Here is a 26948-nt window from a genome sequence, read left to right as displayed (position 1 = left end):
GGTGTGTGCGGGTGATGACGAGTACCTTGCCGCGGATAGAGGACAGGTACAGTCCTCTGGTCCGACATTCTTAGGTGCAAACCGGAGTAACAGGTACTGTGACCCGCACAACTCGTCACAGGAGGACTTCTCATGGTCAGCATCGGCAACAAGGTCGTACTCATCACCGGCGCAGGACGCGGTATCGGTGAGGCGACCGCACGGGCACTCGCCGCCAAGGGTGCTCGGCTGGTCCTGACCGATGTCGACGAGGCCCCCCTCGCTGCGCTGGTCGCCGACCTCGGAGACATCGCTGTCGGCGTCCGCGCCGACGTTCGTGATCTCGCACAGATGCAGCATGCGGTGGACACCGGCATCGAGCGTTTCGGTGGCATCGACGTCGTGCTCGCCAACGCCGGCATCTCGAGCTACGGATCGGTGCTGAACGTCGATCCCGAGACCTTCAAGCGCGTCATCGACATCAACACGACCGGCGTCTTCCACACCGTCCGGGCAGCGCTGCCGTCGCTGATCGAGCGCAAGGGATACGTGCTCGTCGTGTCCTCGCTCGCCGCCTTCACCGCCTGCCCCGGACTCGCCTCGTACAACGCGAGCAAGGCGGGAGCCGAGCACTTCGCCAACGCGTTGCGACTCGAGGTGAAGTACCAGGGAGTCGACGTCGGCTCCGCACACATGGCGTGGATCGACACCCCGTTGGTGCAGGACGCCAAGTCCGACCTGTCCGCGTTCCAGGATCTCCTCGCGGTCCTGCCCTGGCCACTGGGCAAGACGCTGCCGGTCGAGGCGTGTGTCGACGCGTTCGTCCGCGCGATCGAGAAGCGGTCACGCCGCGTCTACGTTCCCGGCATCGTCGGCGGTATCGGCTGGGCGCGGTCCGTCCTGACGACGCGCCTCGGCGAGTACACGACGCTGCGCCACGTTCCCCGCATCCTCCCGAAGATGGACGCCGAGGTGAAGGCCCTCGGACGCTCCGAGAGTGCCCGCAACCGAGCGGTGGTCGAGAAGGATCAGTCGACGCGGAGTGCGTGAGTCAGGCGAGCGCCGCCGCGGCCGAGGTCCGTCCAGTCGCCGGTCGTCTCGAGGACGGCCATCGCCGACGTCGGGAAACCCGACCTGATCCAGCGGCCCGCCTCGGAATCCACATCGTCCGCGAGTTCCAGTGCGGTGAAGGGGATTCCGGGTGCGTGCCCGACCACCAGCACGATCCTTGCCGACGCGTCCGCGGTGGTGATCTCACCGAGGATGTCGTCGGGCGATCCGCCGTACAGCGAGCCCTCGAACCGCACGTCCGCGGTGACACCGGTCCGCTCGAAGGTCTGACGTGTGCGGATGGCCGTCGAGCAGATGACGGCGTCGACGGTGCCCACAGTTTTCCGGATCCAGTCGCCCGCCGCCGCCGCTTGACGACGCCCACGATCGTCCAGCGGTCGGTCGTGGTCGTCCACCCCGTCGGGGTACGAGGACTTGCCGTGGCGCATCAGGATCAGGGTGCGGGTGTCGGGCATCGTCCGATCGTAGAACCTTCGGGTGTCCAGTCGAGGAGGCCGCGCTCGCGGAAGGCGGTCAGCCAGCCCAGCATCGGCCAGTGCCCCCATCGTCGGTGGAAGACGGCGGCGTTGCTGACGATGTCGTCGAGGTGTTCGACCGGTGGGGACGACACCGGATGCCACTGGTGGTAGGCGTGGGCGCCGCCGATCCACAGCAGGTCGTGGCCGGATCGTTCGGCGACTCGGCCGAAGTCGGTGTCTTCGCCGCCGTAGCCGGAGTACTCCTCGCAGAAGCCGCCGAGGGTGGTCCACGTGGTCGCGGTGACGGCGAACGACAGTGACCAGAACAGGTCCCAGTTCGTGCCGCGCTCGACGTGTCCCGGTGCCGGATCGGGCCGGGCTGCATGCGGATCGGTCCACGGGCCCAACGCGTCGGCTCGAACGCTGGCGTCAGGCAGGTAGGTCACGGGCCCGCAGAGCACGGCGCCGTCCCGTGCGTGCTCGGCGTAGAGACCGATGAGGTCCGGCCCCGGTATGCAGTCGACGTCCAGGAACACCAGCACATCGGCGCCCGCGTCGATGGCCAGCCGGGCGCCGGTGTTGCGTGCTTGCGCGAGGGGGAGAGGCCGGCCGGTCCGCGGAACGGTCACGGTCGCGTCGACCACCGACGGATCGCCCATCGAGACCACGACGTGCGCATCGGCCGGTCGAGAACTCAGGGCGAGTCCGCGGCGCTGCGCGGCCAGGTGCTCTGCCCGCCCGGAGACGATCGTGATGACCGCCAGCGTCATGCCAGAACCTCGTCGACGGCCGCTGCGGCACGGGCGGCGGCGCCGTCGACCCGTGTCGCCACGCGGATGTCGCCCGACATCGAGCGGACTCGGTCCATGATGTCGGGCCATTCGTCGGGAGCCGGCCAGGCGTCGAGCGCCACGGCGAGACCGGCCTGCCCGAGAGCGCGCGCCGTGGCGAGTTGCTCACCGTACGGGCGGTTCTCGGCGATCACCACGGTCGGTGCGCCCGATGCCGCCACGTCGGCGACGGCGTTCTGCCCGGCATGGGTGACCACGACCCCGGCCGATGTCAGCGTCGGCCAGACGTCGTCGACCCACGGCGTTCCGGGGATGCCGATGCCGCGCCACGACAGCTCGGGGGTGTGGTTCCCGACCAGATCGAGGTAGTCGGTGGTGACCTGCGAACCGCCGGCGCCGGCCAGGACGGCCACCGATGCGTCGTCACGCGTCGTCGCCCCGTCGGTGCGGTCGGCGTGCCGGCTGATGGATCCCGTGTAGGTCGTCTTGTCGTCGACGTCGGCGAGCCAGTCGGGGCGGTACACCGCGTCCGACCACGGAGCGACGATGCGATCGGCGATGCGGTAGGCCATGAGGTGCGGTGCATCGGTGCGCTCTCCCGGCATCGCGAACACGACCACGGGAATCCCCATGAGCCGCACGAACATCGACACCTCGACGGAGACGTCGACGACCATGGCGGCGGGACGATGGTTCCCGACCCACTCCGCAAGCAACGCCATGCGGGACGTCATGCCCGGCACGCGGGTGGGCGCCCAGTGCAGCACCCCGCCCGCAGTCGGATCCGACGCGTCGTCGCCGGTGTCCATCGGCAGGTCGACCCAGTCGGCGAACGGGGTGATGTCGGCCGGGCGCGGACGGGACGACAGCACCGTCACGGGCCCGGACAGGTGCTTCGCGACCGACCGCGCTCGGGTCAGGTGACCGACTCCGTGGTGGTGGACGTAGTACCCGATCACACCGGTACGCGCGCTGATTTGCTCGACGCGTCGAGCACGCTGCGATAGAGGTCGAGGTAGCTGTCGACCATCCGGATGTCCGAGCACACCAGCTCGGCGCGTGCCCGCGCCGCGGATCGCGGAAGAGCCGCAGCGGCGTCGATGGCGTGGGCGAGAGCATCGATGTCGTCCGCGGGCACCATGCGTCCGCAGGTCTCGTCGAGGATCTCGGGGATGCCGCCGCGCTCGAAGGCGGCGACGGGGGTGCCGCAGGCCAGGGCTTCGGCGACGACGAGTCCGTACGGCTCGTCCCACTGCGGCGTCACCAACGCCACCGAGGCGCCGCCGACGAGGTCGGCGAGTTCCTTCTGCACGAGGTGGCCCTCGTAGGTCACCCCGTTGCCCAGGCGCGGCTCGACGGCGGTGCGGAAGTAGTCCTCGTCGGACGCCGGACCGGCGATGCGCAGGTGGTATCCCGCGCGGCGCGCCGCGTCGATCGCGAGGTCGACGCCCTTCTCGGGCACCAGTCGGCCGGTCCAGACGGCGTAACCGCCGCTCCCGGATCCCACCGGCCACCGGTCGAGAGCGATGCCGTTCGGCACGACGGGTATCCGTCCGGCAACGGGGTGCCACTGCTCCGCGGTGTACTCGCTGACCGCGGCATATCCGGTGTCGGGGTTCAGCGGTACGGCGGCGGCGGACTCGAGCCAGGCGAGGGGCGGCGTGTGCAGGGTGGTGAGCATCGGGACAGGCACCATCGACGACATCGCGATCGGGAGGTAATGCAGGCTGTGGTTGTGGATGATGTCGAACGAATCACCCAGTGGCCCGGCCAGTTCGAGCATCACCGACAGGTACGCATGATGCTCGTGCACCACCCACGACGGACCCATGTGTTCGGTCCGGGCGTGGGGACTCATGCGGAAGGTGTGCACCTCGATGACGTCGCGCGCGACATCCGTGGACGTGCCTTCGGCCCCGAACAGCGTCACGTCGTGACCACGCTCGGTCAACGCGTGCGCAAGATGCCACACGTGCGCCTCGAGACCTCCGGCGAACGGCTGTGCGATAGGGAATCTGGACGAACCCAGGAGAGCGATCCGTAAGGGACGGTCGGAGGGCTGGTGCGTCACGCGAGCACCACTCCGTCCCAATGTCCGGAGGCCAGGGGGGAGGCGAGACGGCGATAGATCGCAGCGTGCTCGGCCGCGATCGCAGACTGCTGGTGCCGGCGGTAGTCGGCGAGTCCGCTGACGTCCGGGCGGGTCCGGACGGCCTCGCCCACCGCGGCTTCGAGCGTCGACGGATCGAGCAGGTCCGGACCGAAGACATAGGTCGGGCACGGGAACTGGTCGGCGAAGTGCCCGCTGTCGGGAACCACGGGGACGACCCCGAGATCGCGGCACGCTTCCATCCAGCCCGAATGCGTACCGAAGCGGTACGGGAGGACCGACACGTCGATCTCGGAGAAGTACTGCCACAGTTCGGCGTCGGTGAAGCGGCGATGGACCCGCACGTCGACGTCGGGATGATCGCGGAAGGCCAACAGACGCTCGCCACGTTCCGGCGCATACCAGTGGCTTCGGTGATCGAAGACGTCGTCGTCGATGTCCAACCGCACGACGGCGTCGTGAGCCGCAGCGGCCGCCACCACAGCGGGCATGACTGCTTCGGGGTCCATGTTGGCGCGCAGCGACTTCGCATGCACGGCCACGACACGCGGGTCGGTGCGCTCGCTCCGGTCGACGGCGGCGATGACGTCCAGCGGCGCGACGTGCGGGTGCGGGATCACCTGTGCCGACCGTCCCCACAGACGCTCGATCTCACGGGCGGCCCGGTCGGTCAGCGTGATCACGATGTCGGCGGCATGGATCAGCACGTCGAGCTGGGCGCGGTGCATGGCGTAGTCGGGGAAGTGCGGGTTGTGCAGGTCGTGCACCGTCAGCACGAGCGGGGTCGCCGACTCGTGCAGGACGGACACGACGTCTGTCAGGCGGTCCGGTGTGGCTGCGTCGAACCCGAAGTGCAGGTGCACCACGTCGATCTCGTCGATGTGGGCCCGCAGATAATCGGGCTCGAGGAATCGTGGGGGCCACCACTGGCCGGCGGTCGTCGCCTCGAGTGGTCGGGGGTCCTCGAGAAGGACGATGTCGTCGCCGGTGGGGGTGATTCCGACGACGTACGGGTGCGCAGCAGGGATGGAAGCGACGGCGATCACGGCTCGGGTCTTCCTCTCGGGAGCGGGCAGACGCACTCACCGTCGGATGACACGGGCGGCACGTATGCACAAGTGGTGACAGGCCGCCTTCTTGACCTCGACGCGATAAGGATGCCCCGGGGGGGCCCGACACAAACGCCGGTGTCGTGCAGGTCTCCTCCGCCCGGGGCCCTCGTGCCGCTTCGCCGACTCACCGTTCGGGTAGACGCTGGTATGTCCACGTCACACGCTCGGCAGCCGGACGGCCGCACTCGCCACTACGGCGAGTTCTACGGGCTCGATCCGGTGCCCACCGACCTGCCGCTGTGGCTCGTTCTCGGGAACTGCCAGGCAGAAGCCCTGCGGGTCATGCTCGACACCGTGCCGGACGTGCCGTTCCGCACCGTGCGGATGCCGCCGGTCCACGAGCTGGAGTCCGCGGATCTGGTGCACCTCACGGAGTTGGCCGGCCGGGCCTCGGTGCTTCTGGCGCAGCCGGTGCGGGACGACTACCGGGACCTGCCGATCGGGACATCGCAGGTCGCCGGGCTGCTGCCGGACGGGGCTCGGGTGGTCCGCTGGCCGGTCTTCCGGTACAGCGGCCTGTACCCGTTCCAGGTCATCGTCCGACATCCCAGCGACCCCTCGGCCACCCCGGCCGGCGCTCCGTACCACGACCTCAGGACAGTTCTTGCTGCTCACGTCGGCATGACGGACGCGGAGGTGCCGCCCGGCGCCGTTCTCGCCAACGCGGAGGCGAGCATCGCCGAACTCGCGCGACGTGAGCGCCGGGACTGCGATGTCGCGATCTCCGACGTCGTGACGCGCCATGGCGCCGAGGCCGCCCACACGATCAACCACCCCGGTAACCCCGTGCTTCTCGAGCTTGCGACGCGTGTGCTCGGCGCAGCCGGAGCGGATGTTGCGCCGACCGATCCCGGGCGGGTGCTGCTCGACTCGGTGCACACACCGCTGGAGGCAGATGTCGTCGAGGCGTTGTCCCTGGGTGTCCCGCCGCGTCCGGACTGGACCATCGGCGGCGAGACCGTCGCCGCGGAGGAGATCGAACGACAGCAGTTGCAGTGGTACGAGGAGCACCCGGTGTTCGTCGACGCGGCGCTGACCCGTCATGCCGACACCCTCGACCTGCTTTTTCCCGGAGCGGTTCGATGACCGCGGTGACGAACCTCGTGGTGGGTCCGGATCGCCACGGTGTCGTGCAGTTCGCCCTGCGGATCAGGGAGGGAGTGTCGGCCGCCGGTCTCGACACCGCGCTGGTGCGCGTCGAGTCGGCCGAGCAGGACACGCGGCTTCCCGACGCCGACGTCGTGCACCTGCACGTCACGGATCGCCTGTTCGGATCCCCTGCAGGAAAAGCGGCGGACGTCGTCGAGAACCTCGCAGCGCGGGTGCACGCGGCGGGTGCCGCGTTCGTGGTCACGCTGCACGACCTGCCGCAGCCGTCGGACGGGCGATCCGCGCAGGCCCGGATCGACTGCTACTCGCGGGTGCTCGGGTGCTGCGACACCGCGATCGTCAGCAGCGAGCACGAACGTGCGCTGCTGGCTGCCGCAGGAATCGCCGCGGCAGCACCGGTGGCGGTGATTCCGCTGCCGGTGGCGACGGGAACCGGTGTGCGCTCGGTGCCCGACGACGTGTCGGTCGGCGTCTTGGGATTCCTGTACCCGGGCAAGGGCCACGCCGAAGTACTCGACGCAGTGCCGGCCGGCGCACGGATGGTGGCTCTGGGCACTCCCTCGCCCGGCCACGACGACCTGGTCACCGACCTCGAGAAGGCCGCGGCCGACCGCGGGATCGGGCTGCAGGTCACCGGATACATCGACGACGTGGATCTGCCCGACGTGCTGAGCCGGGTGACGGTGCCGGTGGCGCACCACCGCCACATGTCGGCGTCGGGATCGATCAACACCTGGATCGAGCACGGCCGTCGGCCGCTGGTCGTGGCCGGTCCGTATACCCGGGAGTTCGCACGCAGGTCGCCGGGAACGGTCACGGTGTACGACGAGGGCGACCTGGCCGGGGCTCTGCAGCGCGCATCGCTGGACCCCCCGTCGACGTGGATCGAGGACGGCGTCGTCGCACATCCGACGCTTCTCGAGGTCGGCGCCGCGCACGTGGACCTGTACCGCACATCGACCGGTGGACGATGACGGCGCACGCGCTGTCCGTCGACGGGACGTACGCCGTACCGGGCAATCGCTGGGACCTCGTGGCGAACGTCGGTGCACCGCCCCGCACGGTCAGTGTGGTGGTGCCGTACTACGAGCAACCCGAGCAACTGTCGATGCTGCTGACCGCGCTCGAGCAGCAGACGACGGCGGTGACGGAGGTGATCGTCGCCGACGACGGATCCCCGACGCCGCCGGTGATCGAGTCGCCGTTGACCGTCGTCGTGGTGCGGCAGGACGACGACGGGTTTCGCGCCGCCGCGGCGCGCAATCTGGGTGCTCGGGCCGCGTCGGGAGACATCCTGTGCTTTCTCGACGCCGATACGATCCCCGAACCCGGATACGTCGAGGCCCTGGTGCGACTGCCCTCGCTGATCCCCGACGCGGTGACCGTCGGCAGGCGTCGGCACGCGGACCTGACTGCGCTGGGGCATCTCCCCGGCACGGGGGACGACGTTCTCGACGAGCCCGGGTGGTTGGTCGATGCGTACCGGGGATCACGGAACCTGCTCGACGCCGACTACCGGTCGTACCGCCACATCATCAGCGCCGTGATGTGTTGCACAGCAGCGTTCTTCGACGAGATCGGCGGATTCGACGAGTCGTTCACCCGCTACGGCGGGGAGGACTGGGAGTTGGCGAACCGCGCATTCCTGGCCGGTGCGGTGCTGGCCCACGTGCCCGACGCCGTTGCGTGGCACGACGGTCCCGACTGGGCCGGCCGCGCCACGGCCGAGCGCAGGCAGCACAAGAACGCCGAGGCGCTGTCGCTGCTGCCGCTCGTCACCGATCCTGTGGCTCGGACACACGGCGTGCGCTACGCCGTCCCGGACGTCACGGCCGTCGTCCACGCCGACGGGCACAGCGCGGCGTCGCTGCTGGCAACGGTGGGATCGATTCTGGCGCACGGCGATGTGACGGTATGGATCGACGGCACGGATGCCGACGACCTTCTCGCGCAGTGGGGTCTGGACGACTCCCGCATCGCGCCGGGACGCCCGACCGAGGACGACGTGCGTCGCAGCCGATTCGGACTCGAGGTACACGGCCGAGTCGTCTTCGGTGCCGACGCGCTGCGCCGACTGGAGAGTGCGACGCCGGCGAACGGCCCCGCCTGCGCCCGTATCGCGCGTCTCGACGCGTCGGTCACGTGGTGGTCCTGGCGCGGCGTCCGCCGTGCGCGTAGATGGTCACCCTTGTTGAACGAACCCGAGAACGACGTACTGACAACTCTTTTCGGCATCGTCGAGCTCGACGACGTCGACGTCACGATCGGGCCGGCGCAGCCGGACCTGTCGTGGTGACACCCGAACGACGAGGAGACCCCATGACACCCCAGCGAGACATCGTCGTCATCGGCGGCGGCAACGCCGGGATCAGCGCCGCGGCCCGGTTCCTGAACAAGGGAATCGACGACGTCACCGTGATCGAACCGCAGACCGTGCACACCTACCGCCCGCTGCTGTCCTACGTCGGCGGCGGACAGGCGTCGCTCCGCAGCGCACAGCGGTCACAGCGCAGCGTGACGCCCAAGGGGTGCCGGTGGATCCAGGACTCCGTCGTGTCCATCGACCCGGTGAACCGCACGGTCCGCTGCGCGTCGGGAACCGAGGTGGGCTACCGGGACCTCGTCCTGGGGCCCGGCCTGGTGCCGGACCACGACGCCCTGCCGGGAATCGATGCTGCCCTGGCCACGGCGTCGGTGGCCAGCAACTACCTCGACGAAGCAACGCGCACATGGCATCTGGTGCAGACGATGCCCGCCGACGGGCACGCCGTCTTCACGGTTCCGCGCGCGCCGGTCAGTTGCACGGGCACCACCCTGAAGCCGTTGTTCCTCGCCGCGGCGCACTGGCAGAAGACCGGGCGATCACCGTCGATCACGCTGGTGGTCGATCGGCGCGGACTCGTCGACGTTCCGGCGCTCGACGAGCGACTCGAGGTGCGTCTGCGCGAACTCGACGTGCGCGTCCTTCACGACACCGCCGTCACCGCGCTCGATCCCGGGGACCGCTCGCTGACGGTCACCGGTCCCGCCGGTGCGGAGTCGATCTCGTACGACATGCTCCATCTCGTCCCGCCGTATCGGGGACCGAAGTGGCTCGAGAACTGCGGCCCGGACTTCACCGCGGCGCACGGCCTGGTGAACATCGATTCCCGGACGTTCCGGCATCGCGTTCACGACAGCGTGTGGGCAGTGGGGGACGGCGCGGCCATCGACACCGATCCGTCGGGCGGCGGACTACGACAACAGGTGTCGATCATGGTCGACAACGTGCTGGCATCGCGGAACGGCGGCACCTTCGGCGAGTACGACGGTTACACGGTGGCGCCGATCCCGGTGCGTGCGCGTTCCTTGATCGCCGCCGAGTTCGACCGGACCGGCGAGGTGACGTCGTCGCTGCCGTCGTTCCTCGATCCGCTGAAGCCGCGCCTGCTGTCCTGGGCCGGTGACCGCTACGGCCTTCCCGTCGCCTACTGGAACCTGCTTCTGAAGGGGCATCTCTGAGTCAGCTGGTCGGGCGCAGCATTCCGGTGACGAAGAGCTGCGCTGCCGCGTCGACGATGTCCTCGGGCGTTGCGGCGACGTGGCCCTGCAGGAGGGCGGACACGAGCTCGGAGCACGCGCCGATGAACATCAGCGCCATCAGCCTGTCCTGCGGTGGGGAGGGCGCCCGGTCGGCCCACAGTTCGTGCGACTGCTCGAGGACGACGTCCGCCACCGCGTCGATCGTCGACTGACGTCGGGCGCGCAGCGTCGGTGACGCCATCGACTCGACGAAGGCGACTCGGCCCTTCCTCGGGTCGTCCACCAGGATCGACACGACCGCGGTCAGGGCTGCGTGCACACGGTCGGTGATGTCGCCGTCCGTGGTGGTGACCGCATGCAGCGCAGCGTGTCTGACCTCGGCGGCGACACCGTCGAGGACGGCGACGAACAGGTCGGCCTTGGTCTTGAAGCTCTCGTAGAAGTAGCGCTCGGTGAGGCCGGCCGCCGAGCAGACCGCGGTCATCGTGGTCTTCTCCGTCCCGGTCGACGCCATCAGGGCCAGACCCGCCTCGAGCAGTGCCGCGCGCCGTCGCTCCGCGCGGTCGGTGGCATCCATCCCGCCGTAGGTCCTGCGTGCGGGGTCCGTCATACGGCCAGTCTGTCAGGTCTTGACGCGGCGATCCGTGTGACGCAGACTACATCTGACAGGATGCCCTGTCAGATACGAGGAGGCCCCATGGCTCGCGCTCTCGCCACCCCGCCCGCCGGCACCCGGTTGCGACCCGTCATGGGCGGCGGGGGGATTCCGTACGTGGGCAAGTCGATGGAGTACATCCGGGATCCGCTCGCACTCTGGCGGAGCCAGGAGCGTAAGTACGGCCGCGTTTCGTGGCACACGATGGCCGGGCGGCGCGTGGTGCTCGTGCTCGGTGCGGACGGGTGCGAGGAGATTCTCACCAACCGTGACAAGGCCTTCAGTAACGCGCTGGGGTGGCGGCCGCTCATCGGACCGTTCTTCGACAACGGGTTGATGCTGATGGACCTCGGCGAGCACCGGCAGAACCGGCGGCTGCTGCAGCAGGCGTTCACCAAGGAACGGCTGGCGTCGTACGCGTCGACGATGGAACCGCTGATCGAGAAGGGTGTCCGCGCGTGGGAACCGGCCGACGCGTTCCCGGTGTATCCGGCGGTGAAGTCGTTGACTCTGGGGCTGGCCACCGAGGTGTTCATGGGCGGAGTGCGTGACGACGACACCCGTCTGGACGCCGTCAATGCCGCGTTCGTCGACTGTGTGCAGGCGGCGACCTCGATCGTGCGCGTCAACGTTCCGGGTGGTCGTTGGCGACGCGGTCTCGTCGGCCGCCGATACCTCGAAGCGTTCCTCCGGGACTACCTGCCGGAGCGCCGAAGCGGCGACGGGCACGACTTGTTCACCGTCCTCTCGCACCTCGAGGACGAGAACGGGGAGCGCTTCTCCGACGACGCGATCATCGACCACATGATCTTCCTGCTCATGGCGGCGCACGACACGTCGACATCCACGATCTCGACGATGATCGACCAGTTGGGACGATCGCCGCAGTGGCAGGACGAGTGCCGGAGGCAGTCTCTTGCAGTGGGATCGGACATCTCGTCGCCGGAAGCCAGGGCGTTGCTGACGGCTCTCGACTGCGTCATGAAGGAATCGCTGCGCATGCTGGCGCCGCTGCCCACGATGGCGCGATGGACGGTGCGCGACACCGTGATCGGCGGCCACCATGTTCCGGCCGACGTCATGGTCGTGGCCACTCCGCACTACTCCCATCACGACGCGGCGCTCTGGACGGACCCGGAGACGTTCGACCCCAGCCGGTTCGACGGCCGGGCACTCCCGCACAAGTACGCGTGGCAGCCGTTCGGCGGCGGCGTCCACACGTGTCTCGGTCAATTCTTCTCGGCCATCGAGATCACGATGGTCGTGCATCACCTACTGCGGAGCTACACGTGGACGGTGCCGTCCGATCGGCAGACGCCGATCGACTTCACCTCGCTGCCTTTTCCCAAGGACGGACAGCCCGTGAGGTTGCGGCGGCGCAACTGAAGGTGCCCAGACCCGTCGTCGCCGCGGCGATGCTGTGCGCGAGCAGCACCATGCCCCACGGCCCGGCCACCCAGATCGGCCACGGGTACAGCATCGATCCCGAGGAGACGCAGGTGATCACGTAGATCACGCTGCACAGCGCGACGACTGCCGCCCACGTCAGCCACGACGCCGCCAGTCCCGCGTGAGCGGGACGCGGAACCGGTGAGGGTCGCGGGAGGTCGCGGACGGTGGCGTCGAGTTCCTCGGCGGTACGTGCGGCCACGACGGCCTCGGAACGGCGATCGAACTCGGCCAGCGTGAGGTGACCGTCCCCCACCGCGGCGGTGAGGACTGCGAGTGCCTGCTCGTGCGTCTGCGGTGCGGACATCGATCACTCGATTCGTCAGGTGACCGTCCATTGTGGACGGTCGTGTTCCAGCCTGCACCGTCCACAGTGGACTGTCAAGATGTGCGACGATGTGGCCATGGCAGAGACCAACGCGACCGCCGCCTCGCTGCTGGGGTTCCTGCACAAAGGCCCGATGTCGGGATGGGACCTCGTGGCCACCGCAGAACTCTGCATCGGAGGGTTCTGGTCCGTCACGCGATCGCAGGTCTACCGCGAACTGTCGAACCTGGCGGCAGCCGGGCTGGTCGAGGAACTCGAGACCGAGGCCCGCGACCGCAAGCCGTACCGCATCACCGAGGCAGGCCGGGCCGCGTTCGCCCGCTGGATCTCGGTGCTGCCCGAGCCCGAGGTCATTCGTCATCCGTTGCTGCTGATGATCTCGTTCGGCGAGCACGTGCCGGCGTCGCTGCTCGGGGAGGCGGTGGCGGCGCACCGGAAAGCCCACGAGGAGAACCTGCGCCGGTATCGCGAGCAGAAGGACGCCGCGCTCGACGATCCGTTCGCCGCAGCCACCCTCGACTTCGGCATCGCCTACGAGGAGATGGTGCTGAGCTGGCTCGACGAACTGCCCTGGCAGCGCTGACTACCCCGGGTTTTCTGCTCCTCTCGCGCCGCCTGCGAGCGGGATCCCGCCGAATCAGTCGGCGAGAGGAGCAGAAACGCCACCTGCGCCGGTACGCGCCACCACGCGGGCGATGGTCCGGACTGCGCCGTCGACCATGAACCACACCGTCACGGCCTCGGCACCGTCCACCAGGTGACGACGCCACCGCAGCGTCACGTGGTCCGGCGCCATGATGGGGGAGAGGTACTCGATGACGGCGCGGTGCGGTCCGCCCGTGATCTCACCGGGTGTCGACGACTCCGCCCGAGCCAGCACTTCCTCGACGGCCTGCCAGTACGCGGCATTGTTGACGTGGTTGAACGCGTCGATGTCGGTGATGCGCAGCGGGAAGAAGATGTCCGTCGGAGACTCTTCGGGCGCGGGGTCGCGCAGCCACTGCTTCCACTTGAGCCGTGTCTCCTCGGCGGTGCGGGTCAGCAGCGTCAGGCCCTCGTCGGAGATTCTGGTGGGCATGCCGGACGTCGAGGAGATGCTGATCCAGAATCCCTCGGTGCGGATGTCCGCGCCCTTGTCCCCGGTGATGTCGACACGCATGTTCGACCACCGTGTCGACAAGCCGGAACACCAGCGCCGCAACGAGATCCGTTCCGGCCATACGGACGGTCGGATCACGTCGATGACGGTGCGGCGCACGATCCAGAAGGGATCCGTCTCGCCCAACCCCGACGCGTCGAGATTGTCGGAGCCGATGTCCTGGAGGTAGCGGGCGACCGAGTCGTACCGCAGTCGATTGGCCGTGTCGACGTCGCCGGCGCGGATCGGCCAGGCCGTCTCGAATCCTTCGCCTGCCGGCGGCTGGGAGCCGAGGGCGTACTCGGTGACGGGATGCCGTGTCGGTTCGGTCATGAGCGCGCGCAGATCTCGTCGACGGCGTAGCCGTACCCGCGGATGCCGCACCCGGCGATCACCGCGACCGCGACGGGCGAGACGAAGCTGTGGTGCCGGAACTCCTCGCGGGCGTGGATGTTCGAGATGTGCACCTCGACGACGGGAATCTCGGGGATGACCAGGGCGTCGCGCAGGGCCACCGATGTATGGGTGAGGCCGCCGGGGTTGATGACGATTCCCGACGCCGTCCCGCGCGCCTCGTGGATCCAGTCGATCAACGCGCCTTCGTGGTTGGACTGTTCGGCGCGCACGGTGCGCCCGTGCCGTTCGGCAGTGGCGCGGCACAGCTCCACGACGTCGTCGATGCTCTCGTGGCCGTACACCTCGGGCTGGCGTGTACCCAACGTGTTCAGGTTGGGGCCGTTGAGGACCAGGATGGGAAGCGGGAAGGCCGGAGGCCGGTCGGCATCGTGCGGTGTGGCCGGACCATCTGTCATACGCCCGGACTCTACCCGGGAGACTGGGCACCATGCGCGCGTGGATCGTCTGGGGTACCGGTGTCCTCGCGTACGTGATCGGCGTTCTGCACCGCACATCGTTCGGTGTCTCGGGCCTGGATGCGGCGGATCGTTATGCGGCCGGCCCGTCGGTGTTGTCGTCGTTCGTGGTGCTGCAGGTGGTCGTCTACGCGGGGATGCAGATCCCGGCGGGAGTGCTGCTGGATCGAGTGGGTCCTCGGGCGATGATCGTCACGGGTGCGGTGGTGATGGCGTCGGGCCAGCTGGTGTTGGCGTTCACCGAGTCGCTGCCGCTCGCCGTCGCGGCGCGCGCCGTGGTGGGCGTGGGCGATGCTTTGACGTTCATCTCGGTTCTGCGTCTGGTGCCCAAATGGTTCGCTCCGCGACGGGTTCCGTTGCTCTCGCAGCTGACGGGCATCCTGGGGCAGATCGGACAGGTTCTGTCGGCGGTGCCGTTCCTGACGTTGCTGCACGGAGCAGGCTGGTCCGCGGCGTACGGCGCCGCCGCCGCGACCGGCGTCCTGGTGGCGGTCGCGGCGTTCGTGGCGGTGTCGAACTCGCCCGATGCGGGTGTCGAGTCCGGTCCGGCGCAGCAGGCGTCGACCTTCCGGGAGACCGTGCGCGGCATCGGGGTCGTCTGGTCGAGGCCGGGAACTCGCCTCGGGTTCTTCTCGCACATGGGCACCCAGTTCTCCATCACGGTGTTCGCGCTGATGTGGGGAGTTCCGTACCTGACGTCGGCTCAGGGTGTGTCGTCGTCGGTGGTGGGCGCGTTGCTGACGACGTCGGTGGTGTCGGCGATCGTGTCGGGCATCGTCGTCGGCATCCTCACGGGTAGGTATCCGATGCGTCGGTCGTGGATGGTGCTGGCGATCATGGCGAGCAACGCCCTCATGTGGGGCATCGTGCTGGCGTTGCCGGGCCCGGCGCCGACATGGTTGCTGTTCGTCCTCGTCGTCGTGATCTCGGTGGGCGGCCCCGGGTCCGCGATCGGGTTCGACTACGCGCGCACGTTCAACCCGTCGGTCGCCCTGGGCACCGCGCAGGGGATGGTGAACATCGGCGGATTCCTCGCATCGCTGCTGGTGATGCAGGCCATGGGCGCCATCCTGAACGCGATGGGCGGGTACACCTTCGACGCGTTCCGGGTCGCGTGGCTCACGCAGTACGCGGTCTGGACGATCGCGGCGACGGGTGTGCTGGTGGCCCGCCGCAAGACCCGTCGCGACGCGGGGATCTCGCCCCGGACCTGGCGCGAGGTCAGGGAGCGGATGCGGTCGCAGGCTCGCTGACGCGGTCCTGACTCGGCGCGGTGAACGCGGAGCGTCCGAGCAGCACTCCGATCAGGGCCGCGAGCATCGACGCCGCGGCGACGATCAGCACCACCGTGATGGAGGAGGCGTCGACGATCCCGCCGCCCACGAGGGCGCCGGTCGCGATGGCGACCTGGAACGTGACGACGTAGACGGCGGACGCCCGGTCGGCTGCAGCCCCGGCGGGTGCCGAGTGCAGCACCGCCGACTGGATGCAGACCGGGATGGTCGTGAAGGCCATGCCCCACAGCGCGACGCACACGATTGCGAGGACGGGCGATCCCGTCGAGAGGGCGAGTACGAGCCCGACCAGTGCGGCCGTCACCGATCCGAGCACGACGATGGTCGACACCCACGGTCCCCGGTCGTAGGTGCGCCCGATCAGCCAGATCCCGGCGACTCCGGCCAGGCCGTAGACGAACAACATGGTCGACAGCACGACGCCGGACGTGCCGATGCCGTCCGCGACGATCAGCGCGAAGTACGTGTAGCCGGCGAAGTGCCCCAGCGCGGCGAGGAACGTGATGCCGCACAGCAGGGCAAGCACGGGGCTCACGCGCGCACGTCGACGCGGCGCGGCGATCGGCGCCGGAACGGGCAGCGGGGGGAGCAGTCGCGTCAGGGCGATCGTGATCGCCAGCGCGACCAGTCCGAGAGTGGCGGCGGCGATGCGCCAGTGCGTCCACTGACCCAGTGCCGCGGTGAGCGGGTTGCCCGCGACCAGGGCGAGCGAGGTGCCGGCGTAGACGAGGGCGATGGCCTTCGCGCGTTTCCCCGGGGCGGCGAGCGACGCCGCGACGGGTGCCACGACGGCCCAGAACACGCCGTGGGTGGCGGCGCAGATCAACCGCGCTCCGACGAGCATCGGATATCCGACCGACACCGCCGACACCAGCTGGGAGACGGCGAGTGCGGCCGCGGTGATCACGACGACCTTCCGGCGGTCCCACGTCGTCACCGCGGCCATCAGCGGGAGCGTGATCACGGCGACCGCGTAGGCGTAGAAGGTGAGCAGCAGGCCGATGGCCGATTCGCCGACGCCGAGGTCGGCCGACATCTCGGGGAGCAGGCCCACCGGGAGGGTCTCGGCCGTGACGTAGATGAACGCGGTGGCTCCCAGGACCAGCAGGGCAGGGGTGTTCGCGCGTTCCGTGGACATGGTGTGTAACGATACACACGCCATCGGGATCACGATAGAGTCGTCGGTGATGACCCAGCACACACGCGTCACCATGGCCGACGTCGCGGCGGCTGCCGGCGTCTCGGTCATGAGCGTGTCCTACGCCTACGGCCGCCCGGACCGTGTCTCGGAGGAGACCCGCGGCAAGGTCTTCGCCGCTGCCGAACGCCTCGGGTACAGCGGCCCGCACCGCGGTGCGCAGTCCCTGCGAAGCGGGCGCACCAACAACCTCGCCGTCGTCCTGACCGAGAAGTTGACGTACGCGTTCGACGATCCCCAGGCACGCCGATTCCTGTCGGGAGTCGCCGACGCCTGCCTCGACACCGACACCGGACTCGTCCTGCTCCCCAATCGGTCCGTCGATGCCGACGCCGACCGCGTGCGCGACGCTGCCGTCGACGGCTATGTCTTCTGGACGACCGTGACCGGCGACCCGCTGCTGGACGTCGCCGTCTCCACGGGACGACCGGTCTGCGTCCAGGGCGGCCCACAGCACGCCGGCACCACGTTGATCAGCATCGACGACGTCGCGGCCGCGGAGGCGATAGCCCGCGTCGCCCTGACCGGAGCCCGGCGACCCCTGGTGTCGGCCTTCCCGTCGGACAAGCACCGCGAGCGCCGGCTCGAGTACGGACCCGATCCCGAGGGGGTCGAGTTCCCGGTGACCCGGAACCGGCTCCGCGGATACCGGGCAGCGGTCATCGCGGCGGGTCTCGACTGGGCCGACGTCCCCGTGGCGTTCGGCACCGGCAGTTTTCGCGCCGAGGGTGTGCGGGCGATGCAGGACCACGGCCGTGCCCTGCGTGCCGACGCCGTGCTCGCGATGAGCGACGAGGTGGCACTCGGAGCACTCGAGGTGGTGCACGAGGACGGGCTCGACGTGCCCGGCGACATCGCGATCGTCGGGTGGGACGACACGGAGGACGCCGCGGGCGCCGGTCTGACCACCGTGGCGCAGTCGCTGTACGAGCAGGGGCGCAGTGCCGCGCGCGCCGTGCTGGGCGGAGACGCGGTGGCGACGCCGCAGTGGCGCGTCGTGAGGCGGACCTCGACGCGGTGAGTCGTGCGCAGGGTGCACACGAGCTACTGCTGCAGGGCCGGATGTGCTGATTCGTCACGGCCTGTGTGCAACCGGGGTACAGCACATCTGACCGTGCAGTAAGTTGCGATGCATGAGTGGCCCCCATCACACCGATCGCCGGGATCCGGAACTGCAGGACCAAGCCGAACGCGTCGCGGCTGCCGCGCGGATGAAGATGAAGGACAAGCGCGACGACGCCGAGGGTGGCCTCGGCGGCATCGTCGCGTCACGCGCGGGCGACTGGGACCTCACCGATCAGGACGTCGACTCGATGCGTCGGCAGGAGAAGTTCTGGAACCCGTTGGTCGACAAGTACTTCCGAATGGAAATCGACGGGTGGGAGACCATCCCGCCGCCGCCCGTCCTGCTCGTCGGCGTGCACAGCGGAGCCCCGTTCGTGTGGGACGCATGGACGGTCGGGGCGCAGTGGTGGCGTCGGTTCGGGCCGAGCCGCACCCTGCACGGCACTGCCCACGACGCGCTGATGGCCTTTCCCGTCATCGGCAAGGTCTTCCGCTCGATGGGCGTTCTGCCGGCCGCACCCGACTCCATGTCGACGGCCCTGGCAGCGGGCCGCGATGTCATCGTGTGGCCGGGCGGTGAAGTCGACTCGCTGCGGCCGTGGAGCGAACGCGACGTCGCCACGCTCGGTGGGCGGACCGGCTTCATCAAGCTCGCCATCCGGACCGGGGTGCCGATCGTCCCCATCGCTACCGTAGGGGGTGCCGACGCCATGCCGGTACTCGTGCGCGGAGACCGCCTGTCGAAGGCGTTGAGGCTCGACAAGGTCGCCCGGCTCAAGGTGTTCCCCATCGCCGTGTCGTTGCCGTGGATCATCGCTCCGGCGGCGCTGCCGCAGATCCCGCTGCCCGCCAAGATCCGCACCCGCTTCATGCCGCCGGTGGAGGTCGACCACGACCTCGCACTCGTCGACGACGACGCGTACGTGGAGGCGAAATACGAGCAGGTGCGGGCTTCCATCCAGTCCGGCATGGATGCGCTGGCGACCAAACGGAAGTTCCCCGTCTTCCGGTGATGGCTACGCTGATCGGGTGAGCCACAGCATCGCGGAGGCGTCCGCGCAGACCGGGCTGAGCATCGACACGTTGCGGTACTACGAGCGCGACGGCCTGCTGCTGCGCCCGGTGCCGCGCTCGTCCACCGGCCAGCGTCGCTACGACGACGAGGACGTCACGTGGATCGTGCTCATCACCCGCCTCCGCGCGACGGGGATGTCGATCGCCGAGGTGCGCCACTACGCCGAGCTGGTCCGCCAGGGTGAGGGCACGCAGCAGGAGCGACTCGATGCGCTGCGCGCTCACCGCGAGCGGGTGCTGGCGCAGCTGGAGGAAGTGTCCGGCCACCTGCGGGCGATCGACGACAAGATAGCCCTCTACGCCGGCAGACTTGACCTGGAGCGCACTCCAGCACGTTGAGTGGAGGCATGACCCTCACTTCACGCACGCTCGGCACACAGTCACCGCTCACCGTGTCCGCACTGGGACTCGGCTGCATGGGCATGTCCGAGTTCTACGGCGACACCGATCGCGCGTCCGGCATCGCCACCATCCACCGCGCCCTCGACCTCGGCGTCACCTTCCTCGACACGGCCGACATGTACGGGCCGTTCGTCAACGAGGAACTGGTCGGCGAGGCGATCCGCGACCGTCGCGACCAGGTGGTCCTGGCGACCAAGTTCGGCAACGAGCGGCTCGCCGACGGCACGCGCCTCGGCATCAACGGCACTCCCGAGTACGTGCGCGCTGCCTGCGACGCGTCGCTGTCGCGGCTCGGCGTCGACCACATCGATCTCTACTACCAGCACCGCGTCGACAAGTCGGTTCCGATCGAGGACACCGTCGGCGCGATGGCCGAGCTCGTCCAGGCCGGCAAGGTCCGTCATCTCGGTATGTCCGAGGCGTCGGCCGCCACGATCCGACGCGCGCACATCGTGCATCCGATCACCGCGGTGCAGACGGAGTACTCGCTGTTCACGCGTGACCTCGAGGAGACGGTGCTGCCGACGCTGCGCGAGCTGGGAATCGGCCTGGTGCCGTACTCGCCGCTCGGACGCGGATTGCTGACCGGTGCGATCTCGCACGAGTCGGAGCTGGCGGGGCAGGACTCGCGTCGCACCGCGTACTTCCCCCGTTTCCAGGGTGAGGCGCTGAAGTCGAACCTCGAACTGGTCGGCCGGATCCGGGCGATCGCCGACGGGTTGGACTGCACTCCCGGCCAGCTGGCGTTGGCGTGGGTGCTGGCGCAGGGCGACGACGTCGCACCGATCCCCGGTACGAAGCGGGTGAAGTACCTCGAGGAGAACGTCGCGGCGCTCGATGTCGCCGTCACACAGGAGATCCTGGACGAGCTGGAATCGGCCGTGCCGGCCTCCGCCGTCACCGGTGCGCGCTACGGCGACATGTCGAGCATCGACGAGTAGAGCGTCTCACCCCGCGAGTACGTCCATATCGTCGTGAATCGTTCCGTGATCGCGACACTTCGGACGTACTCGCGGGGCGAGGGGAGGGTCAGGACTGGTCGAGCCGCACGGCGCGCACGAAGGTGTACAGCAAGGCGGGAAGGGCCACGATGAGCGACATCACCGGTGCCCACACGACCAGCGCGCCGAGCGGCGGGACGTCCTGGAACAGCAGGTTGTAGCCGATGATGGCCGTGACCAGGGTGCCCGTGAGCCCGATGTGGGTGAGCAGCATCCAGCGGTCCAGGAAGACGCCGGCGAACAGGCCGAGCACCACGAAGAACGCGGTCTTGCCGACGGCATAGGCGGGCGGCATGTTCGCGCTCATGTTCGCCGCCGCGATACCCAGGTCGGACAGGATGACGAAGCCGAACGCGGTGCGCAGCCGTGGCCACGAGGTCACGGTCCACCACAGTGCTGCGGTGAAGGCGAAGACGGCGGAGCCGATCTGCACGCCCAGGGCGATCGGGTTCGTCGCGCCGAAGCCGTACAGGATCTCGAGCGTCGCGCAGACACCCATGGACGCGGTGAAGAAGGCGATGATCCAGCGCACCAGGCGCTCGTCCGTGAAGGACGACATCAGCCCGACGATCCACTCGTAGCGGCGTTCGAGTTCGCCGAGGTCCTCGTCGGCGTCCATCTCGTCATCGGGGGAGTAGTAGTTCTCATCCGACGGTCGGCCGGGGGCGGCCAGGTGGGGCGAGTACTCCGCCCGCGGTCCCGATCCGGGTGTGAATGCCGTCGTGAAGGCTGCGCCGTATGCCTGTTGTGCCGGGTAGGTGCCGCTTCGGCCGTCTCGTGCAGTCGCCATGGTCCGGTCCTGTTCCCTTCGGACCCTCACGGATGGAGGGTCTTCCTCGTGTCACCCGGCGCGTCGCGGGCTTCGTGTCGGGTGGCGTGAGGTAAAGAGTCGTTCCCCCCGATGGGAACACCGTAAGCCAGGCTTTCGTACCTGAACGGCGGATGGATGGTAGCCCGTGCTTGTTTGTGCTGCATCACAAAGGGAACAAGCAAGCGTGCTTGCTTTTTTCTCGGGCTGATGCGACTGTTCTCGGCATGGCAGATCTGGATGCACTTCTGGCCGACCTCCGCGCGGAAGGCGACGCCCTCGATGCCCTCGTGACCGACGCCGGAGAAGAGGGATGGCGCTCCGACACCCCCGCGGCAGGCTGGACAGTCGCGCACCAGATCGCGCATCTGCACTGGACCGACCATGTCGCGGCCCTGACCACGGCCGGCGCCGGCGGTGACGAGGAGGCCACGACGGCCTTCGACGCGGTGATCGCCGACGCGTGGGGCAACCCCGCGTCGTTCGTGGACACCGCCGCCGCGGAACTGGCCGCCGAGCAGACCAGCACGCTGCTGTCCCGGTGGCGTCTGGGACGAACGCAGCTGCTCGACGTGCTGCCGCAGGTCCCGGCAGGGGTGAAGATCCGCTGGTTCGGTCCACCGATGAGCGCGGCCTCGATGGCGACCGCTCGCATCATGGAGACCTGGGCTCACGGCCAGGACGTCGCCGACGCTCTCGGCGTCGTCCGCGAACCCACGGACCGGCTCCGTCACGTCGCCCACATCGGAGTCCGCACTCGCGACTTCGCCTATGCCGTCCGCGACATCCCTGCACCGACCGCGCCCTTTCGCGTCGAGCTCGCCGCACCCGGTGGGGACGTGTGGACCTGGGGGCCGGAGGACGCGGAGCAGCGCGTCACCGGAACCGCGCTCGACTTCTGCCTCCTCGTCACCCAGCGGATCCATCGTGACGACACCGACCTGACCGCCGTCGGCGACGACGCGTCCACCTGGCTGACCCTCGCGCAGGCATTCGCCGGTGCGCCGGGCAACGGTCGCGCCAAGCGGGTCGCGTCATGACGGACGTGATCAGGGTCGGGAACTGCTCGGGCTTCTACGGTGACCGCCTGTCGGCGATGCGGGAGATGCTCGACGGGGGAGACCTCGACTACCTGACGGGCGACTACCTCGCCGAGTTGACGATGCTCATCCTCGGCCGCGATCGGATGAAGGACCCGGCCAAGGGGTACGCGAAGACGTACCTCCGCCAGCTCGAGGACTGCCTGGGCACGGCCATCGACAAGGGCGTCACCTTGGTGAGCAACGCGGGCGGTCTGGCACCGGCCCACCTCGCCGCGGAGATCCGCGCATTGGCCGAACGGCTCGGGCTCGAGGTGTCCGTCGCCCATGTAGAGGGTGACGATCTCCACGCCCGTGCCGACGAGCTGGGACTGGGATCGCCGCTCACCGCCAATGCGTACCTCGGAGCGTTCGGCATCGCACGGTGCCTCGACTCGGGCGCGCAGGTCGTGGTCACCGGCCGCGTGACCGACGCGTCCGTCGTGGTCGCCCCCGCGATCTCCCGGTTCGGCTGGGGCCGCGAGGATCTGGACCCGCTCGCGGGCGCCGTGGTCGCCGGCCACGTCATCGAATGCGGCACCCAGGCCACCGGGGGCAACTACTCGTTCTTCACCGAGATCACCGATCTGCGGCACCCGGGATTCCCGATCGCGGAGATTCACGCGGACGGCTCCTCGGTCATCACCAAACACGAGGGAACGGGCGGAGCGGTCAGCATCGGCACGGTCACCGCGCAGCTGATGTACGAGGTCACGGGTCCCCGCTATCTCGGCCCGGACGTCACCGCGCGGCTCGATACCGTGCGGTTGTCCGACGACGCGCCCGACCGCGTGCGCATCACCGGCGTACGGGGTGAGGCGCCGCCGTCGACGCTGAAGGTTTCCCGCAACACGCTCGGCGGGTTCCGGAACGAGATGACGTTCGTGGTGACGGGCCTCGACATCGAGGCCAAGGCCGAGTTGGTCCGTGGTCAGATGACGGCCGCGATGACCGCGCCTCCGCGGGATGTCGAGTGGACCCTCGCGCGTACCGACCACGCCGATGCGGACACCGAGGAGGCTGCGAGCGCTCTGCTGCGAGTCGTCGTCCGAGACTCCGATCCGAAGAAGGTCGGCCGTGCGTTCTCCTCTGCCGCAGTCGAGCTCGCACTGGCCAGCTACCCCGGATTCTGCGTGACGGCGCCGCCCGCCGAGGGCTCGCCGTACGGCGTCTTCGAGGCCGGCTACGTCGATCAGGCGGTGCCGCAGCACGTCGCGGTGCTGGCTGACGGAACCCGCGTGGACATCGATCCGCCGTCGGTGACAGTCGAACCCGCACCCGAGGAGTCCGTCACGACGGAGCCGGTCGAACCGATCGGGGAGCCTACGCGCGACCTGCCTCTCGGCACCCTCGCGGCGGCGCGCAGTGGCGACAAGGGCGGTAACGCCAATGTCGGCGTCTGGGTCCGGACGGACGCCGAATGGGAGTGGCTCCGTGCCACTCTCACCGACGACCGCATCGTGGACCTGCTCCCCGAGGCCGCGGCGTGGACCGTGCGCCGCTACGAATTCCCGCACCTGCGGGCCGTCAACATCGTCATCGAGGGGATTCTCGGGGAGGGCGTCGCATCCGGCGCCCGCTTCGACCCTCAAGCCAAGGGGCTCGGAGAGTGGCTGCGCTCGCGCCACGTCCCGATCCCCGAATCACTGCTTCCCGTATCCGACCGTGCAGAAAGAGGAATCGCATGAGTGCCTGGGGTGGACCCGACCGTCAGCAACTGCGCAAGACGGTGCGCGGCTTCGTCGACCGCGAGGTGCTCCCGCATCTCGCCGAGTGGGAACGCGACGGCGAGATCCCCCGCAGTCTGCACCGCACGGCCGGTGAGCTGGGGCTCCTCGGCGCTCCGTTCCCGGAGTCCGTCGGCGGTGGAGGCGGCACGCTCGTCGACGCCACCGTCATCTGCGAGGAGATGCACGAGGCAGGGGCATCTGGCGGAGTGTTCGCATCTCTGTTCACCTGTGGAATCGCGTTGCCGCACATGGTCGTCGCGAACAACCCCGACCACATCGCGAAGTGGGTCACCCCGACGATCGAGGGCGAGTTGATCGGCTCGCTCGCCATCACCGAGCCGGGCGGCGGATCCGACGTGGGACATCTGCGCACCCGTGCGGTCCGCGACGGTGACCACTACGTCGTCAACGGATCCAAGACGTACATCACCTCGGGCTGCCGGGCGGACTTCGTCGTCACCGCCGTGCGGACCGGGGGAGACGGCGCCGCCGGCGTCTCGCTGCTCGTCGTCGAGAGGGACACACCGGGATTCGAGGTGTCCCGCAAGCTCGACAAGATGGGGTGGCGGGCATCGGACACCGCCGAGCTGTCGTACACCGACGTACGAGTTCCGGTCGAGAACCTGGTCGGCGCAGAGAATTCCGGCTTCGCCCAGATCGCGCAGGCCTTCGTGTCCGAGCGTGCCGGTCTCGCGGCGCAGGCCTACGCCTCCGCGCAGCGCTGCCTGGACCTCACCGTCGCGTGGACACGGGAACGGTCGACCTTCGGGAAGCCGCTGATCGCACGACAGGCAGTGCAGAACACTCTCAGCGAGATGCATCGCAAGGTGGACGTCGCGCGGACCTACACCCATGCCCTGGTCGACCGGTACGTCGAGGAGGGCGACGACTGCATCGCCGAGGTGTGCTTCGCCAAGAACACCGCCGTCGAAGCCGGTGAATGGGTGGCGTCGCAGGCTGTGCAGTTGTTCGGCGGTCTCGGGTACATGGCGGAGACCGAGGTCGAACGTCAGTACCGCGACATGCGCATCCTCGGCATCGGCGGAGGTACCACCGAGATCTTGACGTCGTTGGCCGCGAAGAGGTTGGGGTACACCGCATGACGACACTCGTCTCACGTCTCGACACGGTCGGTGACGCCTACGCATCCGCCGCCGAGACGATGACGTCCAAGCTCACCGAGGTGGAGGCCGAGCACGCGAAGGCACTCGGCGGCGGCGGCGAGAAGTACGTCGCCCGTCACCGCGGACGCGGCAAGATGACGGCCCGCGAGCGCATCGAGCTTCTTGTCGACGCGGACTCCCCGTTCCTCGAACTGTGTCCCCTCGCGGCATGGGGTACCGACTTCCCGGTCGGTGCCAGTGTCGTCACCGGTATCGGGACCGTCAGCGGCGTCGAATGCCTGATCGTCGCCAACGATCCTACCGTCCGCGGCGGCACGTCCAACCCGTGGACCCTTCGTAAGACACTGCGCGCGAACGACATCGCGATGCAGAACCGGCTCCCCGTCATCTCGCTGGTCGAGTCGGGCGGCGCCGATCTGCCGACCCAGAAGGAAGTCTTCATCCCGGGCGGCCGCATCTTCCGCGACCTCACACGTCTGTCGGCGGCAGGCATTCCCACCGTCGCGTTGGTGTTCGGCAACTCCACGGCCGGCGGTGCCTACATTCCCGGCATGTCCGACCACGTCGTCATGATCGAGGAACGCTCGAAGGTGTTCCTGGCCGGTCCGCCGCTGGTCAAGATGGCCACAGGCGAGGAGACCGACGACGAGTCCCTCGGCGGCGCGCGGATGCACGCTCGCACGTCCGGTCTGGCGGATCACCTCGCGGTCGACGAACGCGACGCCATCCGCATCGGTCGGAACATCGTGTCTCGCTTGAACTGGCGCAAGCAGGGTCCGGCGCCGCGCGCGGAGGTGTTGCCGCCGCGCTACTCCGAGGAGGAGCTCCTCGGCATCGTGCCCGCGGATCTGAAGGTGCCGTTCGACCCGCGCGACGTCATCGCGCGCATCGTCGACGACAGCGACTTCGACGAGTTCAAGCCCCTCTACGGATCGTCGCTGGTCACCGGGTGGGCCGAGTTGCACGGCTACCCGGTCGGCATCCTGGCCAACGCCCGCGGGGTGCTCTTCAGCGAGGAATCGCAGAAGGCGACGCAGTTCATCCAGCTGGCCAACCGCTCGAACACCCCACTGTTGTTCCTGCACAACACCACCGGCTACATGGTGGGCAAGGAGTACGAGGAGGGTGGAATGATCAAGCACGGAGCGATGATGATCAACGCCGTCTCCAACTCCACCGTCCCGCACATCTCCGTTCTCCTCGGTGCCTCCTACGGCGCCGGTCACTACGGCATGTGCGGTCGAGCATTCGATCCGCGCTTCCTGTTCGCGTGGCCCAGTGCCAAGTCGGCGGTCATGGGCGGGGCTCAACTCGCCGGTGTCATCTCCATCGTCTCCCGCGCCTCCGCCGAGGCTCGCGGACAGGCGTTCGACGAGGAAGCCGACGCCGGGATGCGCGCGATGATCGAGCACCAGATCGAGGCCGAGTCGGTGCCCATGTTCCTGTCCGGGCGTCTCTACGACGACGGCGTCATCGACCCCCGAGATACCCGCACGGTGGTGGGGATGTGCCTGTCGGCCATCGCTTCCGCCCCGATCGAAGGCACCGCCAACTTCGGTGTCTTCCGGATGTGACGT

The 26948-nt window shown here is 68.8% G+C and carries 27 protein-coding genes; 16 read left to right on the top strand and 11 right to left on the bottom strand.

What is annotated here, in order from left to right; translation table 11 throughout:
* Window positions 1–132: 132 nt before the first annotated feature.
* Entirely contained in the window at window positions 133–1029 is an 897-nt protein-coding gene (locus tag ASG64_RS11870) for an SDR family oxidoreductase (RefSeq protein WP_056073799.1), read from the top strand.
* Here ASG64_RS11870 and ASG64_RS11865 read toward each other — a convergent pair.
* From ASG64_RS11865 to ASG64_RS11845, 5 genes are read right to left on the bottom strand one after another with little or no spacing between them, the layout of a single operon-like run.
* On the bottom strand, window positions 1008–1505 hold the full coding sequence (locus ASG64_RS11865; RefSeq protein WP_056073797.1) for a SixA phosphatase family protein: 498 nt from the start codon (window positions 1503–1505) through the stop codon (window positions 1008–1010). The two genes, ASG64_RS11870 and ASG64_RS11865, sit on opposite strands and share 22 nt — an antisense overlap.
* Window positions 1484–2278: a glycosyltransferase family 2 protein gene (locus ASG64_RS11860; RefSeq protein WP_056073795.1), complete on the bottom strand. Its 795-nt coding sequence runs from the start codon at window positions 2276–2278 to the stop codon at window positions 1484–1486. Before ASG64_RS11860 ends, ASG64_RS11865 begins: the two co-directional genes overlap by 22 nt.
* Window positions 2275–3258, bottom strand: a complete 984-nt coding sequence (locus tag ASG64_RS11855; protein WP_056073793.1) for a glycosyltransferase — start codon at window positions 3256–3258, stop codon at window positions 2275–2277. The genes ASG64_RS11860 and ASG64_RS11855 overlap by 4 nt, the downstream gene beginning before the upstream one ends.
* Window positions 3255–4370 carry a glycosyltransferase gene (locus ASG64_RS11850; RefSeq protein WP_056073791.1) on the bottom strand — a complete coding sequence of 372 codons (1116 nt, stop codon included), beginning with the start codon at window positions 4368–4370 and terminating at the stop codon, window positions 3255–3257. Before ASG64_RS11850 ends, ASG64_RS11855 begins: the two co-directional genes overlap by 4 nt.
* Complete coding sequence (locus ASG64_RS11845) at window positions 4367–5455, bottom strand: glycosyltransferase (protein WP_052493174.1); 1089 nt, start codon at window positions 5453–5455, stop codon at window positions 4367–4369. The genes ASG64_RS11850 and ASG64_RS11845 overlap by 4 nt, the downstream gene beginning before the upstream one ends.
* Before the next feature lie 213 nt (window positions 5456–5668).
* On the opposite strand from ASG64_RS11845, the gene ASG64_RS11840 reads away from it, so the two are divergent.
* From ASG64_RS11840 to ASG64_RS11825, 4 genes are read left to right on the top strand one after another with little or no spacing between them, the layout of a single operon-like run.
* On the top strand, window positions 5669–6607 hold the full coding sequence (locus ASG64_RS11840) for a WcbI family polysaccharide biosynthesis putative acetyltransferase (protein ID WP_056073786.1): 939 nt from the start codon (window positions 5669–5671) through the stop codon (window positions 6605–6607).
* Window positions 6604–7605 carry a glycosyltransferase gene (locus ASG64_RS11835; protein ID WP_056073784.1) on the top strand — a complete coding sequence of 334 codons (1002 nt, stop codon included), beginning with the start codon at window positions 6604–6606 and terminating at the stop codon, window positions 7603–7605. Before ASG64_RS11840 ends, ASG64_RS11835 begins: the two co-directional genes overlap by 4 nt.
* Window positions 7602–8927 (top strand): glycosyltransferase family 2 protein, encoded by a 1326-nt coding sequence (locus ASG64_RS11830; protein ID WP_056073782.1) that lies wholly within the window; start codon window positions 7602–7604, stop codon window positions 8925–8927. Before ASG64_RS11835 ends, ASG64_RS11830 begins: the two co-directional genes overlap by 4 nt.
* Window positions 8928–8950: 23 nt before the next feature.
* Window positions 8951–10132, top strand: a complete 1182-nt coding sequence (locus ASG64_RS11825) for an NAD(P)/FAD-dependent oxidoreductase (protein ID WP_042574112.1) — start codon at window positions 8951–8953, stop codon at window positions 10130–10132.
* A gap of 1 nt (window position 10133) precedes the next feature.
* Here the strand turns inward: ASG64_RS11825 and ASG64_RS11820 are convergent, their stop codons facing one another.
* Entirely contained in the window at window positions 10134–10763 is a 630-nt protein-coding gene (locus ASG64_RS11820) for a TetR/AcrR family transcriptional regulator (protein WP_056073780.1), read from the bottom strand.
* 87 nt (window positions 10764–10850) lie between these two features.
* Here ASG64_RS11820 and ASG64_RS11815 point away from each other — a divergent pair, with 87 nt between their 5' ends.
* On the top strand, window positions 10851–12194 hold the full coding sequence (locus ASG64_RS11815) for a cytochrome P450 (RefSeq protein WP_056073778.1): 1344 nt from the start codon (window positions 10851–10853) through the stop codon (window positions 12192–12194).
* Here the strand turns inward: ASG64_RS11815 and ASG64_RS11810 are convergent.
* A complete protein-coding gene (locus ASG64_RS11810; RefSeq protein ID WP_056073776.1) occupies window positions 12136–12564 on the bottom strand; it encodes a DUF1707 SHOCT-like domain-containing protein in 429 nt (142 codons plus the stop codon). The genes ASG64_RS11815 and ASG64_RS11810 overlap by 59 nt on opposite strands.
* Window positions 12565–12661: 97 nt before the next feature.
* Here ASG64_RS11810 and ASG64_RS11805 point away from each other — a divergent pair, with 97 nt between their 5' ends.
* Window positions 12662–13168, top strand: a complete 507-nt coding sequence (locus ASG64_RS11805; protein ID WP_231568640.1) for a PadR family transcriptional regulator — start codon at window positions 12662–12664, stop codon at window positions 13166–13168.
* A 54-nt stretch (window positions 13169–13222) separates the two neighbouring features.
* Here ASG64_RS11805 and ASG64_RS11800 read toward each other — a convergent pair whose 3' ends face one another.
* Together ASG64_RS11800 and aroQ are read right to left on the bottom strand one after the other, a co-directional pair.
* Window positions 13223–14056, bottom strand: a complete 834-nt coding sequence (locus tag ASG64_RS11800; protein ID WP_056073774.1) for an acyl-[acyl-carrier-protein] thioesterase — start codon at window positions 14054–14056, stop codon at window positions 13223–13225.
* Entirely contained in the window at window positions 14053–14535 is a 483-nt protein-coding gene (aroQ, locus tag ASG64_RS11795; RefSeq protein ID WP_056073772.1) for a type II 3-dehydroquinate dehydratase, read from the bottom strand. Before aroQ ends, ASG64_RS11800 begins: the two co-directional genes overlap by 4 nt.
* Before the next feature lie 32 nt (window positions 14536–14567).
* Here aroQ and ASG64_RS11790 point away from each other — a divergent pair, with 32 nt between their 5' ends.
* Window positions 14568–15848 carry an MFS transporter gene (locus ASG64_RS11790; protein WP_056073770.1) on the top strand — a complete coding sequence of 427 codons (1281 nt, stop codon included), beginning with the start codon at window positions 14568–14570 and terminating at the stop codon, window positions 15846–15848.
* Here the strand turns inward: ASG64_RS11790 and ASG64_RS11785 are convergent.
* Complete coding sequence (locus ASG64_RS11785) at window positions 15817–17028, bottom strand: MFS transporter (RefSeq protein ID WP_056073768.1); 1212 nt, start codon at window positions 17026–17028, stop codon at window positions 15817–15819. The two genes, ASG64_RS11790 and ASG64_RS11785, sit on opposite strands and share 32 nt — an antisense overlap.
* A gap of 49 nt (window positions 17029–17077) precedes the next feature.
* Between ASG64_RS11785 and ASG64_RS11780 the strand changes: the two genes are divergently transcribed.
* From ASG64_RS11780 to ASG64_RS11765, 4 genes are all read left to right on the top strand, one after another.
* Window positions 17078–18109 carry a substrate-binding domain-containing protein gene (locus ASG64_RS11780; RefSeq protein ID WP_156388364.1) on the top strand — a complete coding sequence of 344 codons (1032 nt, stop codon included), beginning with the start codon at window positions 17078–17080 and terminating at the stop codon, window positions 18107–18109.
* Window positions 18110–18221: 112 nt separating this feature from the next.
* On the top strand, window positions 18222–19166 hold the full coding sequence (locus ASG64_RS11775) for a lysophospholipid acyltransferase family protein (protein ID WP_056073766.1): 945 nt from the start codon (window positions 18222–18224) through the stop codon (window positions 19164–19166).
* 16 nt (window positions 19167–19182) lie between these two features.
* Complete coding sequence (locus ASG64_RS11770) at window positions 19183–19566, top strand: MerR family transcriptional regulator (RefSeq protein ID WP_056073764.1); 384 nt, start codon at window positions 19183–19185, stop codon at window positions 19564–19566.
* An 8-nt stretch (window positions 19567–19574) separates the two neighbouring features.
* Window positions 19575–20570, top strand: coding sequence for an aldo/keto reductase (locus ASG64_RS11765; RefSeq protein WP_056073762.1), 996 nt, complete (start codon window positions 19575–19577; stop codon window positions 20568–20570).
* Window positions 20571–20658: 88 nt separating this feature from the next.
* Here the strand turns inward: ASG64_RS11765 and ASG64_RS11760 are convergent, their stop codons facing one another.
* Complete coding sequence (locus ASG64_RS11760) at window positions 20659–21420, bottom strand: hypothetical protein (RefSeq protein WP_052493172.1); 762 nt, start codon at window positions 21418–21420, stop codon at window positions 20659–20661.
* A gap of 245 nt (window positions 21421–21665) precedes the next feature.
* On the opposite strand from ASG64_RS11760, the gene ASG64_RS11755 reads away from it, so the two are divergent.
* From ASG64_RS11755 to ASG64_RS11740, 4 genes are read left to right on the top strand one after another with little or no spacing between them, the layout of a single operon-like run.
* On the top strand, window positions 21666–22478 hold the full coding sequence (locus ASG64_RS11755; RefSeq protein ID WP_056073759.1) for a TIGR03084 family metal-binding protein: 813 nt from the start codon (window positions 21666–21668) through the stop codon (window positions 22476–22478).
* Window positions 22475–24205, top strand: coding sequence for an acyclic terpene utilization AtuA family protein (locus ASG64_RS11750; protein WP_056073757.1), 1731 nt, complete (start codon window positions 22475–22477; stop codon window positions 24203–24205). The genes ASG64_RS11755 and ASG64_RS11750 overlap by 4 nt, the downstream gene beginning before the upstream one ends.
* Window positions 24202–25350 (top strand): acyl-CoA dehydrogenase family protein, encoded by a 1149-nt coding sequence (locus ASG64_RS11745; protein ID WP_056073755.1) that lies wholly within the window; start codon window positions 24202–24204, stop codon window positions 25348–25350. Before ASG64_RS11750 ends, ASG64_RS11745 begins: the two co-directional genes overlap by 4 nt.
* Complete coding sequence (locus ASG64_RS11740; protein WP_056073753.1) at window positions 25347–26945, top strand: acyl-CoA carboxylase subunit beta; 1599 nt, start codon at window positions 25347–25349, stop codon at window positions 26943–26945. Before ASG64_RS11745 ends, ASG64_RS11740 begins: the two co-directional genes overlap by 4 nt.
* The last annotated feature ends 3 nt before the right edge of the window (window positions 26946–26948 follow it).

The sequence above is a fragment of the Rhodococcus sp. Leaf247 genome (assembly GCF_001426185.1).
Classification (GTDB): domain Bacteria; phylum Actinomycetota; class Actinomycetes; order Mycobacteriales; family Mycobacteriaceae; genus Rhodococcoides.
The sequence above is the reverse complement of the archived record's forward strand: the minus strand, read 5'-3'. Positions and strand labels throughout refer to the sequence as shown.

Bases quoted from the DNA above. Each gene is read 5' to 3' on its own strand.
- ASG64_RS11750 (WP_056073757.1), top strand. From the start codon at position 22,475: ATGACGGACGTGATCAGGGTCGGGAACTGCTCGGGCTTCTACGGTGAC.
- ASG64_RS11830 (WP_056073782.1), top strand. From the start codon at position 7,602: ATGACGGCGCACGCGCTGTCCGTCGACGGGACGTACGCCGTACCGGGC.
- ASG64_RS11860 (WP_056073795.1), bottom strand. From the start codon at position 2,278: ATGACGCTGGCGGTCATCACGATCGTCTCCGGGCGGGCAGAGCACCTG.
- ASG64_RS11755 (WP_056073759.1), top strand. From the start codon at position 21,666: ATGGCAGATCTGGATGCACTTCTGGCCGACCTCCGCGCGGAAGGCGAC.
- ASG64_RS11765 (WP_056073762.1), top strand. From the start codon at position 19,575: ATGACCCTCACTTCACGCACGCTCGGCACACAGTCACCGCTCACCGTG.
- aroQ (WP_056073772.1), bottom strand. From the start codon at position 14,535: ATGACAGATGGTCCGGCCACACCGCACGATGCCGACCGGCCTCCGGCC.
- ASG64_RS11820 (WP_056073780.1), bottom strand. From the start codon at position 10,763: ATGACGGACCCCGCACGCAGGACCTACGGCGGGATGGATGCCACCGAC.
- ASG64_RS11785 (WP_056073768.1), bottom strand. From the start codon at position 17,028: ATGTCCACGGAACGCGCGAACACCCCTGCCCTGCTGGTCCTGGGAGCC.
- ASG64_RS11810 (WP_056073776.1), bottom strand. From the start codon at position 12,564: ATGTCCGCACCGCAGACGCACGAGCAGGCACTCGCAGTCCTCACCGCC.
- ASG64_RS11815 (WP_056073778.1), top strand. From the start codon at position 10,851: ATGGCTCGCGCTCTCGCCACCCCGCCCGCCGGCACCCGGTTGCGACCC.
- ASG64_RS11790 (WP_056073770.1), top strand. From the start codon at position 14,568: ATGCGCGCGTGGATCGTCTGGGGTACCGGTGTCCTCGCGTACGTGATC.
- ASG64_RS11780 (WP_156388364.1), top strand. From the start codon at position 17,078: ATGACCCAGCACACACGCGTCACCATGGCCGACGTCGCGGCGGCTGCC.
- ASG64_RS11775 (WP_056073766.1), top strand. From the start codon at position 18,222: ATGAGTGGCCCCCATCACACCGATCGCCGGGATCCGGAACTGCAGGAC.
- ASG64_RS11835 (WP_056073784.1), top strand. From the start codon at position 6,604: ATGACCGCGGTGACGAACCTCGTGGTGGGTCCGGATCGCCACGGTGTC.
- ASG64_RS11740 (WP_056073753.1), top strand. From the start codon at position 25,347: ATGACGACACTCGTCTCACGTCTCGACACGGTCGGTGACGCCTACGCA.
- ASG64_RS11745 (WP_056073755.1), top strand. From the start codon at position 24,202: ATGAGTGCCTGGGGTGGACCCGACCGTCAGCAACTGCGCAAGACGGTG.
- ASG64_RS11800 (WP_056073774.1), bottom strand. From the start codon at position 14,056: ATGACCGAACCGACACGGCATCCCGTCACCGAGTACGCCCTCGGCTCC.
- ASG64_RS11825 (WP_042574112.1), top strand. From the start codon at position 8,951: ATGACACCCCAGCGAGACATCGTCGTCATCGGCGGCGGCAACGCCGGG.
- ASG64_RS11805 (WP_231568640.1), top strand. From the start codon at position 12,662: ATGGCAGAGACCAACGCGACCGCCGCCTCGCTGCTGGGGTTCCTGCAC.
- ASG64_RS11760 (WP_052493172.1), bottom strand. From the start codon at position 21,420: ATGGCGACTGCACGAGACGGCCGAAGCGGCACCTACCCGGCACAACAG.
- ASG64_RS11840 (WP_056073786.1), top strand. From the start codon at position 5,669: ATGTCCACGTCACACGCTCGGCAGCCGGACGGCCGCACTCGCCACTAC.
- ASG64_RS11865 (WP_056073797.1), bottom strand. From the start codon at position 1,505: ATGCCCGACACCCGCACCCTGATCCTGATGCGCCACGGCAAGTCCTCG.
- ASG64_RS11870 (WP_056073799.1), top strand. From the start codon at position 133: ATGGTCAGCATCGGCAACAAGGTCGTACTCATCACCGGCGCAGGACGC.